This is a genomic window from Pseudoruminococcus sp. (genome assembly GCF_047012705.1).
Lineage (GTDB): Bacteria > Bacillota > Clostridia > Oscillospirales > Acutalibacteraceae > Pseudoruminococcus.
The window spans coordinates 91,721-105,525 of sequence record NZ_JBKXNW010000003.1 but is presented as its reverse complement, the minus strand read 5'-3'; the positions used below and the strand labels follow the sequence as shown (position 1 = coordinate 105,525).

The window sequence follows — 13,805 nt, the reverse complement described above, 5'->3', positions numbered from 1 at the left end:
TAAACGGTAGTTTCCACATCCGCGTCAATTAACTTACCATATACACTACGAGCGAGACTTGTCGAGCGATTCCGCCTCTTGACTGCGGAGGCACTCCGCTAAGGGCGTTGCCCTTAAAACCTACCAAAGGCTCTGCCTTTGGAATCCGCAAGCCTTTAAAAAGGCTTGACCTAAACTTTAATTGTCTTGGAAAAGTTGATTAGCTAAACGGTAGTTTCCACATCCGCGTCAATTAACTTACCATATACACTACGAGCGAGACTTGTCGAGCGATTCCGCCTCTTGACTGCGGAGGCACTCCGCATAAGTAAGAGGGAAAGACGAATCTTTCCCTCTGCTTAGTTAGTTATTTAGCTTTTTGGTGTTTTGATGTTTCTTGTGTTGGGTGACAGCTTGCACAACAGCCACCACAGGAAGCACACGAACCGCCACAGCCACCTTTACCACTCTTTTTGTCTTTAACCATACTTCTTATTACAAGAAATACTATAAAAGCAACAACAAGAGCAATAATAATTGAAGAACCATAGGTCGCTAAAAATTGTAGCATAAGAAACATCTCCTTAATTGATTAAGCGTTGACTTTAACTTTCTGAGTAAACTTTGTGCTTTCCTTGTAAGGTCTTACAAGAAGATAAATAACAAAAGCAACAATTGCAAAAGCAACGATAGAGCCAATAATTGTGAATACATCGAAATGTCCTGAGAAGAACATACCGAACTGATAGATAACAAGAGCAGTTGCATAAGCGAATGTGCACTGATAACCGATTGCGAACCATGTCCACTTTGCACTGTTCATTTCTCTCTTGATAGCACCGATAGCTGCGAAGCAAGGAGCGCAGAGAAGGTTGAATGCGAGGAATGCGTATCCAGCAAGAGCGCCAAGACCCTCGAAGTCGAGGACACCAAATACGCCGACAACCTCTTCCTTAGCAACAAGACCCATAATAGTAGCGATTGTAGCAGTAGCCTCGCCAAATCCGAGAGGTGCGAAAATCCAGCAGATAGCATTACCAATCATACCGAGTACACTGTCGTTAAGTTCCATTTCTGTGCTGAATCCGAATGAACCATCAACCATACCGAAGGAAGAACCAGCCCAGATAATAATTGATGCGAGAAGAATAACTGTACCCGCTCTCTTGATGAAGGACCAACCACGCTCCCACATTGAACGGAGAATAGAGCCGACTGTTGGAAGATGGTAAGCAGGAAGTTCCATAACGAATGGAGCAGGGTCGCCAGCAAACATCTTTGTCTTTTTAAGAATAATACCAGAAATAATGATTGCAGCGATACCAAGGAAGTAAGCACTTGGAGCAACCCACCATGCACCGTCAAAGAGTGCAGTTGCAATCATAGCGATGATAGGAAGCTTAGCACCACAAGGAATAAATGTTGTGGTCATAATAGTCATCTTACGGTCACGGTCATTTTCGATTGTTCTTGATGCCATAATGCCAGGAACACCACAACCTGTACCAATAAGAATTGGAATAAATGACTTACCAGAAAGACCGAACTTTCTGAAGATTCTATCCATAATAAATGCTATACGAGCCATATATCCGCAATATTCAAGGAATGCAAGGAAGATAAAGAGAACAAGCATCTGCGGAACGAAGCCAAGAACAGCACCAACACCGCCGACGATACCGTCAACTATAAGTGCTGAGAGCCAGTCAACACAGTTGATTGCCTCAAGACCGTTGCTTACAAGTGTTGTAATACCCGGAATGTAGACACCATAATCAGCTTTGTCTGGAGCATTTTCCATAATATCATCATTATAATATTCAGAAATATCAATTCCTTCACTTTCGAGCGCTACACTATACGAACCCATAGCCTCTTCAAAGGCATCAAAATCTTCGTCCTGAACAGCTGCAAGAATTTCTTCAGAGCCCTTTATATGTTCATCAACAGCCTTCTGGAGTTCAGCTTCCATTTCCGTCTTGTGGTTGAAAATATTCTCCTCAACGAATTTGTCAGTAGCAGCATCATAGTCGCTTCTGCCTATTCCGAAAAGATACCAGCCATCTTCGCCAAAGAGCTGGTCATTAGTAAAGTCAGTAACAAGAGAACCAACAGATGTAACAGAAACATAATAGACAATAATCATAATTATTGCAAAGATTGGAAGTGCAAGCCAACGGTTAGTTACGATACGGTCAATTTTATCTGAAGTTGAAAGCTTTTCCTTGCTCTTTTTCTTGTAACAGCCCTTAATAATACTGCTAATATATGTATATCTTTCATTTGTGATGATACTTTCGGAGTCATCATCAAATTCCTTTTCAGCGTCAGCAATGATAGATTCTATATCTGGAAAATCTTCTCTTGTTTCAAGAATCTTGCTGTCACGCTCAAAGAGCTTAATAGCATAGAATCGTTTTTGCTCCTCAGGAATATCCTTAGGAAGCTTTTCAGCGATATTTTCAAGAATATCCTCAACATTCTTAGCAAAAACGTGAGCAACTTCAAACTTCTTGTTTTCCTTAGCAAATTTTACAACTGCGTCAGCAGCTTCCTGAATACCCTTGCCTTTAAGAGCAGAGATTTCATAAACAGGGCAACCTGTTTTCTTAGAAAGCTCTTGAGTGTTGATAATATCGCCCTTTTTCTCGAGAACATCGAGCATATTTATAGCGATAACAACAGGGATACCAAGTTCTGTAAGCTGAGTTGTAAGATAAAGGTTTCTTTCGAGGTTAGTACCATCTATGATGTTAAGAATAGCATCAGGACGCTCCGTTATAAGATAGTTTCTCGCAACAACTTCCTCAAGAGTATAAGGTGAAAGGGAATAAATACCCGGCAAGTCCATGATAACAACATCTTTATTGCTTTTGAGCTTACCTTCCTTTTTCTCGACTGTAACACCCGGCCAGTTACCGACATATTGATTAGAACCGGTCAAAGCATTAAACAAAGTCGTTTTACCGCAGTTTGGATTACCTGCGAGTGCGATTTTAATCGACATAGCTTTTCCTCCCAAAAATATTAGTTTAACCTAACCTTTGTACGGTGTTTAGATATCCCTAACCATAGAACAAAGGCTAAGCACGATGATGAAGCAACTTACTTAGCAACATCAATCATTTCTGCGTCAGCTTTTCTCAAAGAAAGCTCATAGCCACGAATAGTGACTTCAACAGGGTCTCCAAGCGGAGCAACCTTGCGAATGTAGATTTCTACACCTTTAGTTATGCCCATATCCATAATACGACGCTTAACAGCACCCTCTCCATGAAGCTTGACGACTTTAACTGTTTCGCCAACCTTTGCATCTCTAAGAGTCATGATACATTCTCCCTTTCTCAATTTTTGATTATTTAAGGAATTTAAAAGTAGGAGAAAATATAGCTTTAACTCCTACTTTTAAATTCTGAAATCACATATTAAATTTAAACAAGATTAAACCATAATTTTGCAAGCCATTTCTTTGCTTATAGCAACACGAGTATCTTTAATGTTGACAATAAGGTTGCCATTATTTTGAGAAATAACAGTGACTATACTTCCTACTACAAAACCAAGTTTTTCAAGAAAAAGTCTTACATCACTTTTACCGCCAATTTTCTTAATCTGGTTTTCTACACCAGTTTCAGCCATAGTTAAAGGCATATAGCTCACTCCTTTTCAGTTATATATAGACACAACTTGCCTATTTTGAAAATAAGTTAGGAAATATTAACTATCCTACATATAAATTAGCACATACTAACCGATTTGTCAAGGCTATTTTAAAAAATAGTCGAATATGAGAAAAAAGCAATACTGTGTCAAAAATTTTTTCAAAAATCGCATAAAAGGCTTATTTACGCTATAAAAACTGCACAAAAGTGTTATAATCATTTGTAAGCATTTTAAACAATTTTAAATATAAAGTATTACGATAATTTTAATTTTATGATATTATTAAAATTATAAATAAATTGTGTTAATTTAATGAGGAGGATAATATGTATAGCATAAACGATACTGTATTATATGGCGCAAATGGTGTTTGTAGAATTGCAGATATTTGCCAAAAAGAATTTTCTGGCGTAATCAAAGATTACTATATTCTAACACCACTTAATAATGAAACAATGACCATATTCGTGCCTATAAACAATAAACTTCTTACCGATAAAATCAAAAGAGTTTTATCTAAAAAAGAAATATGCGATTTAATAACTACTGTTTCATTAAAGCCTATAAATTGGGTTATAGATGATAACGAAAGAAAAGAACATTACCGAACGATTTTATCGTCAGGAAATCGTTTAGAGATTTTAAATATGATACGCGAACTTTATATACATAAACAAGAACAACTGAAAAATGGAAAAAAGATGCACATTTCAGATGAACAGTTTATGAAAGAAGCAGAAAAATTATTATATTCAGAATTTTCGCTTGTCCTTAATATCAGAGTAGATGAAGTACCAAGTTTCATATCGTCAAGAATAAACTAAAAAAGTCTTACTTAGACCTTTGAATAGTTCTAAGTAAGACTTTTAATTGTTTTATTGAAATTTACTAGCTAATCGCTTGCCGTTAGTCTATATCTAAGCCATCAGCCATACACTCATCACCTGAATGAAGTGCAATAGCACCCGTTCTGACAAGTTCCATAATGCCGAATGGTTCTAATCTTGAAACAAGCTCATCAATCTCAGAAGGTAAACCTGAGGCTCTGAATGTAGCAGAAGTTTCGCCTAAGTCTACAACAGAAGCGTGATATGATGATGCAGCTGTAAGAATCTTGTTTCTATCCTCACTATTAATCTTAACTTTAATGAAAATCAATTCTGAAATTACAGAACTGCTTTCAGGGAGAACTTCAACCTTTTTCACATCATTCAACTTCATCATTTGATTTATGAACTGTGAAAGCTGTTCGTCATCACCGAGGATTCTTACGGTAATCCTTGAGTAACCCTCTGTGTTTGTTGGACTGACAGTAAGGCTGTCAATATTAAAGCCTCTGCGTGTAAAAAGACTTGTTACACGCTGAAGAACACCTGTATAATTTCTTACAAAAAGTCCGATAATTTGCTTGCGTATCATTCTAAACTCACTCCATTTCTGTAATCATATCGTCAACAGTTTTTCCCGGAGGAATCATCGGAAGAACATTTTCGTCAGGGGAAATAACACAATCTACAATAACAGGCTTTTTAAGGTTAAATGCCTTTTCAAGAACACTTTCAACCTCGCTGTCATTGTGAACTCTCATACCATCAATGCCGAAAGCCTTTGCAAGTTCAACGAAATCAGTTGCTCTGTGAGGGTCAGTCTGAGAGAAACGATGGCCGTAGAAAAGCTTTTGCCATTGACGAACCATTCCGAGAACTGAGTTATTCATAACAACAACCATAATCGGAAGATTATATGATTTTAAAGTTACTGTTTCATTAAGATTCATATGGAAGCTGCCGTCACCAGTAAAGAGTATGACACGCTTGTCAGGGTTAGCAGTCTGAGCACCAATAGCAGCACCCATTCCATATCCCATAGTACCAAGACCACCGGAAGTACACCATGTTCTCGGTTTCTCAAATTTATATTTCTGAGATACCCACATCTGATGTTGACCGACATCAGTTACTATAATATCATCAGCAGTTGTAAGCTTTTGAACAGCCTCTATTATATGGTAAGCGTGAGCGAAATCCTTTGAGTTATATTCAGGAGTCTTGTCAAATTGTGCTTTCCAATCTGAAATTTCCTTGAGCCATTCAGGATTGCTCTTGCTATCACAAAGAGCTGTAAGAGTTGTAAGAGTATCCTTTAAGTCACCGATAAGGCTAAACTTAGACTTAACATTCTTATTAATTTCTGCCTTATCAATATCCATATGAATAATTGTAGCATTTTCGCCGAATTTCTCTCTATCACCTGCAACTCTATCAGAGAATCTTGCACCTATCGCAATGATAAGGTCAGCGTTGGCAGTTATCTTACCTGTTTCGTAAGCACCGTGCATACCGAGAGTACCAAGGAAAAGCTTATGTGATGCTGGGAAACCGCCAAGACCCATAACAGATGAGCATACAGGACAGTCAATTTTTTCTGCAAACTTAATAAGCTGTTCAGTAGCTTCAGAGAGAAGAACACCACCGCCCATATAAATCATAGGACGCTTAGCGTTTTTAATGGCTTGAGCAACAGCCTCAAATTCATAATTCTTTGATGAAGTTACATTCTCATAAGTACGAATTGGAGCGTGTTCATATTCATAGCTTATTGCTGTAATATCTTTAGGAATATCAACGAGAACAGGGCCTTTTCTGCCAGAAGTAGCAATTCTGAAAGCCTTGCGGAGAATATTTGCAAGGTCAGCAATATCCTTTACAATAAAGTTATGCTTAGTGATTGGCAAAGTAATTCCTGTAATGTCAACTTCTTGGAAGCTATCACGAGAAAGCAAGTCAGTTGAAACATTACCTGTAATTGCAACCATAGGAATAGAATCCATATAAGCAGTAGCAAGACCGGTTACAAGGTTAGTTGCACCAGGACCGGAAGTTGCAATAACAACACCAGGTTTTCCTGTGGTTCTTGCATAACCGTCTGCCGCATGAGAGGCACCCTGTTCGTGTGCTGTAAGGATATGCTTGATTTTGTCACTATACTTATAGAGTGCGTCATAAATATTAAGAACTGCACCGCCCGGATAGCCGAAAACAGTGTCAACACCCTGTTCGAGCAAACATTCTGCAATGATTTCTGCACCTGTAAGCTTCATAATATATCTCCTCCATTTTATATGCTTAATATGTTTAAGCATAAAATTTTGTAAAAATAAGTAAAAAAATAACCGTCATCTCTCAAAAGAGACGAAGGCTCATAAGGATATGGAACTTCGTTGTACCACTCTCTGAAAATTACATCTCGGCGATAGCCGTAAAATGTATGACGAAATAACGCTTGTCGTGCGTTTTTGCTTAATGCTCATAGAGTTTCAGCAAAACTGCTCAGCGGCGACCTTCATTCGAGTGCCGAACTGTCTTTCACCAACCGACAGTTCTCTTAAATTCGGCAATCAGCGAATTACTCCTCCGCATCATAGCATTTAAAAATGTTACTTAATATATTGTATATATAATTTCAGAATTTGTCAATATCTAAATAAAACAATAAATTATTTTATATACTTGACTTTCCCCAAGAAACTTAAAAGTTTCGCTCGAGGCGGCGAGCCGCCTAAACAAAAAGGACTGCCCGATTTCTCGAACAGTCCTTTTTGTTTTAGGAGTATATTGTGAAAAAAGTCGTAATCTATTTAAACCGACGCATAAATTTAACTATAAATGCGTCAATGAGCAACAGCTCTATGAATTAGTACATTCCGCCCATAGCTGATGGGTCCATAGCAGGAGCAGCAGCCTTTTCTTCCTTGATGTCAGCTACAAGTGATTCTGTTGTAAGAACCATGCTTGCAACAGATGCAGCATTCTGAAGTGCAGAACGAGTAACCTTTGTTGGGTCGATGATACCAGCATCAATCATATCAACATATTCTTCTGTGAATGCATTGAAGCCATAACCAACCTTGTTAGCAGCCTTAACATTAGCAACGATAACAGAACCCTCAAGACCTGCATTTTCTGCAATTTGACGAACTGGCTCTTCAAGTGCCTTAAGAACAATCTGCATACCTGTCTTTTCGTCACCGGTTGCACTCTCAATAGCCTTCTCAACAGCAGGGATAGCGTTCATAAGAGCGATACCACCACCAGCTACGATACCTTCTTCAACAGCAGCCTTTGTAGCAGCAAGAGCGTCCTCAATACGGAGCTTCTTTTCCTTCATTTCAACTTCTGTTGCAGCACCAACCTTGATAACAGCTACGCCACCAGCAAGCTTTGCAAGTCTTTCCTGAAGCTTTTCACGGTCGAAGTCAGAAGTAGTTGTTTCGATTTGTGCACGAATTTGAGCAACTCTGCCCTTGATTTCGTCTGCGTTGCCAGCACCGTCAACAATGATAGTATTTTCCTTGTCAACCTTAACCTGACGAGCCTGACCGAGTTGGTCGAGAGTTGTATCCTTGAGTTCAAGACCGATTTCAGAAGAAATTACCTGACCACCTGTAAGGATAGCAATATCACGGAGCATTTCTTTTCTTCTGTCACCAAAGCCAGGAGCCTTAACACCAACGCAAGTAAATACGCCACGGAGCTTGTTAAGAACGAGGTTTGTAAGAGCGTCGCCCTCGATGTCCTCAGCGATTATAAGGAGCTTTCTGCCAGCCTGAACAATCTGCTCAAGGATTGGAAGAATTTCCTGAATGTTAGAAATCTTCTTATCTGTGATAAGGATATATGGATTATCGAGGTCAGCAACCATCTTATCTGTATCAGTTACCATATAAGGAGCGATGTAACCTCTGTCAAACATCATACCTTCAACAACTTCTGAATATGTTTCAGCTGTCTTAGATTCTTCAACAGTGATAACGCCGTCCTTGCTTACCTTTTCCATAGCTTCTGCGATAAGCTTGCCAGTGAAGTCATCAGCAGCAGAAATAGCAGCAACGCTTGCAATATCGTTTGTGCCGGAAACAACCTTAGAGTTAGCCTTTACAGCTTCAACAGCAGTATTAACAGCTGTCTGAATACCCTTCTTAAGAACCATTGGGTTAGCACCGGCTGTAACATTCTTCATACCCTCACGGATAAGAGCCTGTGCAAGAAGTGTAGCAGTAGTTGTACCATCGCCGGCAACATCATTAGTCTTGATAGAAACTTCCTTAACAAGCTGAGCACCCATATTCTCGAATGGGTCGTCAAGTTCTACTTCCTTAGCAATAGTTACACCGTCGTTTGTGATAAGCGGAGCACCGAATTTCTTATCAAGAACAACATTTCTGCCCTTAGGGCCGAGAGTGATTTTAACTGTATCAGCGAGTTGGTTAATACCGCTGAGAAGAGCCTTTCTTGCATCTTCGCCGTATATAATTTGTTTAGCCATGATATATTCCTCCAATTACTATTAAATATTTAGAAATGCTGAAATTATTCAACGATTGCGAGAATATCGTTTTGACGAACGATAGTATATTCTTCACCGTCAAGCTTAACCTCTGTGCCAGAATATTTGCTTGTGATAACCTTATCGCCGACCTTAACATACATCTTGACTTCCTTGCCGTCAACGATTCCGCCCTCACCAACAGCAACAACAGTTGCAAACTGAGGTTTCTCCTGAGAAGAAGCTGTAAGAACGATACCGCTCTTAGTTGTTTCCTCTGATTCTTCCGCTTTAATGACTACTCTGTCAGTTAATGGTTTGATAGTCATAATAAATTGCCTCCTTTAAAATAATAGCAAATTGATTTTTAATATATTTAGCACTCTCTGTTCTTGAGTGCTAAATATATTGTAAAACTTTCCAACGAAAAAATCAAGTACTAAATGTCATATTCAAAAAAAATTAACAATCTCATATAGCTTTAATCTTTAATATATGATTTTACTTTTTTGCATTATCTTAAATTCTATATTATCCATAGTGTAAATCTATGTCAAAATTAAGCAGATGTCATCCAATTAAAATAATATCTGCAATGTTTTGTTTCAAAGGCAATAGTGTAGTCGTTCCATTCGCTTTCAAATACGGTTATTATATTTTCTATTTCTTCAAACTGAATATGAACTCTTTTGTTCATACCCTCAATTATTTGAAACATACATTGCTTATCTTCATTGGATATAGGTATGTTTATTATTTGTGCTTTTAGTTCAGATAAAGCTATCCCTATATTACATAAATTTTCTTCATACCATCTTTCAACAGCACGATTTATAAATTCTTTAAAGTCTTTATGCTCACTTTTCGCCGAAATCATGAGGATTATAAATTGCTCAGAGTTTGAAATATTAAAACAAAGACTATCAAATGTAAAATAATTCATAATTATCTCTTAAAGTACATATAGACTTGACACTTAATCATACCATTATAAAGCTTTCTGCGTTTATCCGCAGGTCTGCCGAAAATCTCCTCAAATTTATCATCAGGGCTAATTATGCAATAGCTGTACCCCTCACGCTTAAGGAATTTTTCTCCCATTGTGCGATAAATATCCTGTGCCTGTTGAATATCAAGAAGTCTTTCACCATATGGAGGATTGCATATAATAGCCGCCCTAGGCAAATCTGACGAGAAATCCGCAATACTTCTTACTTCTGTATGGATTCTCGCAGCAACACCGGCCTTTTTTGCATTTTCATTTGTAAGCTCTATTGCCTGTGGGTCTATGTCATATCCATAAGCCTGAAATTCAGCACTGCGGTCTATGAGGTCTTGAGCTCTTTCTCTTTCGGCTCTCCAAGCGTTTTGGTCAGCACAAGACCACTTTTCAGCAATAAATCTTCTGCGGAGTCCGGGTGCAATATTCAAAGCCTTTAAAGCTGATTCTATAAGAATAGTTCCCGAGCCACAGAATGGGTCAATAACTCTGCTGAATGGTCTGATATGTGATAAATCTGCCATAGCCGCCGCAAGAGTTTCCTTAATAGGTGCGGAAGCGGCATTTTCACGATAGCCACGCTTATGAAGTCCGACACCAGAAGTATCAATCATAATACTTGCAACATCTTTCATAATAAGAAATTTAACCTTTACAGATGAACCGCTTTCCTCAAACCAGCTTATGCGATACTTTGTTTTAAGTCTTTCAACAATAGCCTTTTTGATGATAGACTGACAGTCCGGTATACTTGAAAGCTTAGAATTAAGAGTTCTGCCAGTGACAGGAAAAGCATCATCTTTGCCAATCCACTGTTCCCAAGGAAGCTTCTTTACATTGTCAAAAAGCTCGGTAAAGCTTAATGCTCTAAAGCTACCCATTTCTATAAGTATTCTTTCACTATATCTCGAACAAATATTAGCCCTTGCGATTTCGCTCTGATTTCCCGAAAAAAGAACTCTGCCATTCTGAGGTTCTACATTTTTAATATCCATTCTGCGAAGTTCATCAGCGACTAAACCCTCTAAACCTAAAAGACAGGTTGCAACAAGTCTGTTTTCACTCATAATAATCCCCAATTCTGTAATAAAGTATAATTAGTTTAACATTATATTCCGATTCTTGCAAGCCGAACTTAGAAAGTCATATAAGGCAAAAAGTGTTTTATCTTGACGATTTTAGGGCATAGGTTGTATAATAAAGAAAAAATATTTTTATTGGAGTAGATATGCAAAATTTAACTGATATAGCTTATATGAAATCTGTTTTAAGTCGACATGGCTTTACATTTTCTAAGGCATTGGGACAGAATTTTCTTGTGAATCCAACAGTTTGTCCAAAAATGGCTGAATATTGTGGTGCATCAGAAAATTGTGGAGTTATAGAAATCGGACCGGGAGCAGGTGTTCTGACAAAAGAACTTTCAAAAGTTGCAAATAAGGTTATTGCCATAGAGCTTGATAAAAGACTTTTGCCAGTGCTTGATGAAACATTGTCCGGCTGTGATAATGTAAAAATCATAAACGGTGATGCTATGAAACTCGACCTTCACAAACTTATTGAGGAAGAGTTTAACGGCGGAGATGTAGTTATCTGTGCAAATTTGCCATATTATATTACCTCGCCTGTAATTATGCGTATACTTGAGGAAAAACTTCCTATAAAATCTCTTACTGTTATGGTTCAAAAAGAGGCGGCAGAAAGAATCTGTGCCGAACCAGGAACAAGAGACGTTGGCGCAGTAAGTATTGCGGTAAGATATTATGCCGAACCTGAAATGCTATTTAAGGTAAGTGCAGGAAGTTTCGTACCTCAACCAAAAGTTGATTCCGAAGTCATAAAACTGGATATTCTCTCAGAACCACCGATTAAACCAAAAGACGAAAAGAACTTCTTTCGATTAGTCAAATCGGCCTTTGCACAAAGACGAAAAACTCTTTCAAATTCTCTTTCATCAGGACTTGGAATTTCAAAATCAGATATTGCAAAGGCTCTTGAAAGTTGTGGCTTAAAGCCAACTGCGAGAGCGGAAGAACTTTCTATGCAGGATTTCTGCAATCTTGCAGACTGTTTATTATAATGTTAGCTAAACAAGAATTAAAAGTTTTACTTGAACTTTTCAAAGCACAGAAATAATTTTTGTATAAAAATCTTATGAGAAATTATTTGAATTTTTTTAACAAAAATGCGGTATATTTACAACAAACATTGTAATATACCGCATTTATTTTTTAAGTTTATTTAATCTACTTTAATAACTACCAAAGATTGCGGAAGCATAGCAATTCCTTCATTTTCAACACAAGCTTTGCCTATTGCAAATACTTGTTCACCATTAAATTTAAATGGTGCTTTCTGCTCCTTATCTGTTGGGTTTACTGCAATAGCAAACTTACCACGCTTAAAAATAAATGGATATTTTCCGCTCTCTGCATAAACGACCTCAAAGTCGCCGTCAGACTGCAAGTCCTCATTTTCGTGGCGAAGTTTGATTACTCTACGGAGCGTATTAAGGATAGAATCTTCGTCCTTTTCCTGTGCGGAAACTGTCGGTGCGTCTGCTGAAGTATCAACAGGAAGATAAAGTTTATCGGCTGAAGCAGTAGAGAAACCATGATTTGCAGAATCGTCCCACTGCATAGGTGTTCTTGTTCCTGTACGGCTAAATCCTCCTTCCTTGCTTTGCAAGCCTTCCATAAACTTCATACCAATTTCATCGCCATAATAAAGGAATGGTACGCCCGGCATTAAGAATACAAATGAATATGCGAGCTTTGCTTCAAGAGGACTAAACATCTTAGTCATTCTTGGGGTATCGTGGTTGCAGGTAATAAAACTAATATAGCCTTTGCCCTTTATAGCCTTTAATTCGTCAAGGTAATCATCAAGGAATTTTGTAATATCGCCCTTACCATTCTTTGAGAAAATAGCCTTGCATTCCCCTGTTTCCTTATCCTTTTCTCTGAAAAGATAGCGATAGCCATTATTATCGTGGTCAAGGTAGAAATCGCTGTGAAAACCTGCACCGATTGATGTATGAGGTCTGCTCCACTCGGAAATAATTGCTGCCTCAGGATATTCCTCATCAAGCATCTTTCTTATATTACGCCAAACCTTGCAAGTCTCCGGCTTTTCGCCGTCCTCATTCTTAACAAGTGAATCTGCCATATCTACTCGGAAACCATCGGCTCCCTTATCAAGCCAGAAACGCATAACATCTTTCATAGCTTCAACTGTTGCCTGACAATCCGGGTGACTCGGTGGAAGCTGCCAATTTGGGTGTGTAATCTCTGCAAAACCATAGTTCAAAGCCGGCTGTGAACTAAAGAAGTTTACGAGATAGTTGCCGTCACGATTTGTGACACCACAGACAAACTTATATTGCGGAGGTGCTTCCCATACGCTGTCTGTCCATGTGTAGCGGTTTGAAAATTCATTCTTTTCAGGCTTCTGGCTTTCAATAAACCATTCGCATTGGTCAGAAGTATGTCCCGGAACAAGGTCAAGAATAATTTTTATCCCTTTTTCGTGAGCTTTATTAAAAAGCTCAACGAGGTCATCATTTGTGCCATATCTTTCTGCGACAAGCTTATAATTACGAACATCATAGCCTGCATCCATAAATGGCGAATCAAACAAAGGATTGAGCCAGATAGCATTGCAGCCAAGGGATTTCACATAATCCAGTTTTGAAATAATACCGGCAATATCACCTATGCCGTCACCATTGGTGTCGCAAAAGGTTTGGGGATAAATCTCATAAAAAACAGCATCTTTTAACCACTGTGGCATTTTGAATACCTCCAATTAAGTATAATTTTATATATTTTAACATATT

The 13,805-nt window shown here is 38.3% G+C and carries 13 protein-coding genes and 1 other annotated feature; of the genes, 2 read left to right on the top strand and 11 right to left on the bottom strand.

The window, feature by feature from the left end; all coding sequences use genetic code 11:
• Positions 1–346: 346 nt before the first annotated feature.
• The 4 genes from ACLU24_RS03910 to ACLU24_RS03895 all read right to left on the bottom strand — a co-directional run bounded on the left by ACLU24_RS03910 (position 347) and on the right by ACLU24_RS03895 (position 3,630).
• Positions 347–550, bottom strand: coding sequence for a FeoB-associated Cys-rich membrane protein (locus ACLU24_RS03910; RefSeq protein WP_412610467.1), 204 nt, complete (start codon positions 548–550; stop codon positions 347–349).
• Between the two features lie 21 nt (positions 551–571).
• Complete coding sequence (gene feoB, locus ACLU24_RS03905) at positions 572–2,986, bottom strand: ferrous iron transporter B (RefSeq protein ID WP_412610466.1); 2,415 nt, start codon at positions 2,984–2,986, stop codon at positions 572–574.
• Positions 2,987–3,084: 98 nt separating this feature from the next.
• A complete protein-coding gene (locus ACLU24_RS03900) occupies positions 3,085–3,309 on the bottom strand; it encodes a FeoA family protein (protein WP_475495301.1) in 225 nt (74 codons plus the stop codon).
• Between the two features lie 111 nt (positions 3,310–3,420).
• A complete protein-coding gene (locus ACLU24_RS03895; protein WP_412610464.1) occupies positions 3,421–3,630 on the bottom strand; it encodes a FeoA family protein in 210 nt (69 codons plus the stop codon).
• A 338-nt stretch (positions 3,631–3,968) separates the two neighbouring features.
• On the opposite strand from ACLU24_RS03895, the gene ACLU24_RS03890 reads away from it, so the two are divergent.
• Complete coding sequence (locus tag ACLU24_RS03890) at positions 3,969–4,466, top strand: CarD family transcriptional regulator (protein WP_412610463.1); 498 nt, start codon at positions 3,969–3,971, stop codon at positions 4,464–4,466.
• An 82-nt stretch (positions 4,467–4,548) separates the two neighbouring features.
• Here ACLU24_RS03890 and ilvN read toward each other — a convergent pair whose 3' ends face one another.
• From ilvN to ACLU24_RS03860, 6 genes are all read right to left on the bottom strand, one after another.
• Positions 4,549–5,061 carry an acetolactate synthase small subunit gene (gene ilvN, locus ACLU24_RS03885; RefSeq protein WP_412610462.1) on the bottom strand — a complete coding sequence of 171 codons (513 nt, stop codon included), beginning with the start codon at positions 5,059–5,061 and terminating at the stop codon, positions 4,549–4,551.
• 7 nt (positions 5,062–5,068) lie between these two features.
• Complete coding sequence (ilvB, locus tag ACLU24_RS03880) at positions 5,069–6,742, bottom strand: biosynthetic-type acetolactate synthase large subunit (RefSeq protein ID WP_412610460.1); 1,674 nt, start codon at positions 6,740–6,742, stop codon at positions 5,069–5,071.
• Positions 6,743–6,826: 84 nt separating this feature from the next.
• Positions 6,827–7,073: a binding site (T-box leader), on the bottom strand.
• Between the two features lie 262 nt (positions 7,074–7,335).
• Complete coding sequence (groL, locus tag ACLU24_RS03875; RefSeq protein WP_412610459.1) at positions 7,336–8,967, bottom strand: chaperonin GroEL; 1,632 nt, start codon at positions 8,965–8,967, stop codon at positions 7,336–7,338.
• 44 nt (positions 8,968–9,011) lie between these two features.
• Positions 9,012–9,296, bottom strand: coding sequence for a co-chaperone GroES (locus ACLU24_RS03870; protein ID WP_022263866.1), 285 nt, complete (start codon positions 9,294–9,296; stop codon positions 9,012–9,014).
• 230 nt (positions 9,297–9,526) lie between these two features.
• Positions 9,527–9,910, bottom strand: a complete 384-nt coding sequence (locus ACLU24_RS03865) for a hypothetical protein (protein WP_412610458.1) — start codon at positions 9,908–9,910, stop codon at positions 9,527–9,529.
• 2 nt (positions 9,911–9,912) lie between these two features.
• Positions 9,913–11,034, bottom strand: coding sequence for a THUMP domain-containing class I SAM-dependent RNA methyltransferase (locus ACLU24_RS03860; RefSeq protein ID WP_412610457.1), 1,122 nt, complete (start codon positions 11,032–11,034; stop codon positions 9,913–9,915).
• A gap of 161 nt (positions 11,035–11,195) precedes the next feature.
• Here ACLU24_RS03860 and rsmA point away from each other — a divergent pair, with 161 nt between their 5' ends.
• Positions 11,196–12,047 (top strand): 16S rRNA (adenine(1518)-N(6)/adenine(1519)-N(6))-dimethyltransferase RsmA, encoded by an 852-nt coding sequence (rsmA, locus tag ACLU24_RS03855; protein ID WP_412610455.1) that lies wholly within the window; start codon positions 11,196–11,198, stop codon positions 12,045–12,047.
• 161 nt (positions 12,048–12,208) lie between these two features.
• Here rsmA and ACLU24_RS03850 read toward each other — a convergent pair whose 3' ends face one another.
• On the bottom strand, positions 12,209–13,759 hold the full coding sequence (locus ACLU24_RS03850) for an alpha-amylase family glycosyl hydrolase (protein WP_412610453.1): 1,551 nt from the start codon (positions 13,757–13,759) through the stop codon (positions 12,209–12,211).
• Between the last annotated feature and the right edge of the window lie 46 nt (positions 13,760–13,805).

What these genes read in the sequence shown, in the direction of transcription:
- ACLU24_RS03870 (WP_022263866.1), bottom strand. Translation starts at nt 9,296, where the DNA reads ATGACTATCAAACCATTAACTGACAGAGTAGTCATTAAAGCGGAAGAA.
- feoB (WP_412610466.1), bottom strand. Translation starts at nt 2,986, where the DNA reads ATGTCGATTAAAATCGCACTCGCAGGTAATCCAAACTGCGGTAAAACG.
- rsmA (WP_412610455.1), top strand. Translation starts at nt 11,196, where the DNA reads ATGCAAAATTTAACTGATATAGCTTATATGAAATCTGTTTTAAGTCGA.
- ACLU24_RS03895 (WP_412610464.1), bottom strand. Translation starts at nt 3,630, where the DNA reads ATGCCTTTAACTATGGCTGAAACTGGTGTAGAAAACCAGATTAAGAAA.
- ilvB (WP_412610460.1), bottom strand. Translation starts at nt 6,742, where the DNA reads ATGAAGCTTACAGGTGCAGAAATCATTGCAGAATGTTTGCTCGAACAG.
- ACLU24_RS03890 (WP_412610463.1), top strand. Translation starts at nt 3,969, where the DNA reads ATGTATAGCATAAACGATACTGTATTATATGGCGCAAATGGTGTTTGT.
- ACLU24_RS03865 (WP_412610458.1), bottom strand. Translation starts at nt 9,910, where the DNA reads ATGAATTATTTTACATTTGATAGTCTTTGTTTTAATATTTCAAACTCT.
- ACLU24_RS03860 (WP_412610457.1), bottom strand. Translation starts at nt 11,034, where the DNA reads ATGAGTGAAAACAGACTTGTTGCAACCTGTCTTTTAGGTTTAGAGGGT.
- ACLU24_RS03850 (WP_412610453.1), bottom strand. Translation starts at nt 13,759, where the DNA reads ATGCCACAGTGGTTAAAAGATGCTGTTTTTTATGAGATTTATCCCCAA.
- ilvN (WP_412610462.1), bottom strand. Translation starts at nt 5,061, where the DNA reads ATGATACGCAAGCAAATTATCGGACTTTTTGTAAGAAATTATACAGGT.
- ACLU24_RS03910 (WP_412610467.1), bottom strand. Translation starts at nt 550, where the DNA reads ATGCTACAATTTTTAGCGACCTATGGTTCTTCAATTATTATTGCTCTT.
- groL (WP_412610459.1), bottom strand. Translation starts at nt 8,967, where the DNA reads ATGGCTAAACAAATTATATACGGCGAAGATGCAAGAAAGGCTCTTCTC.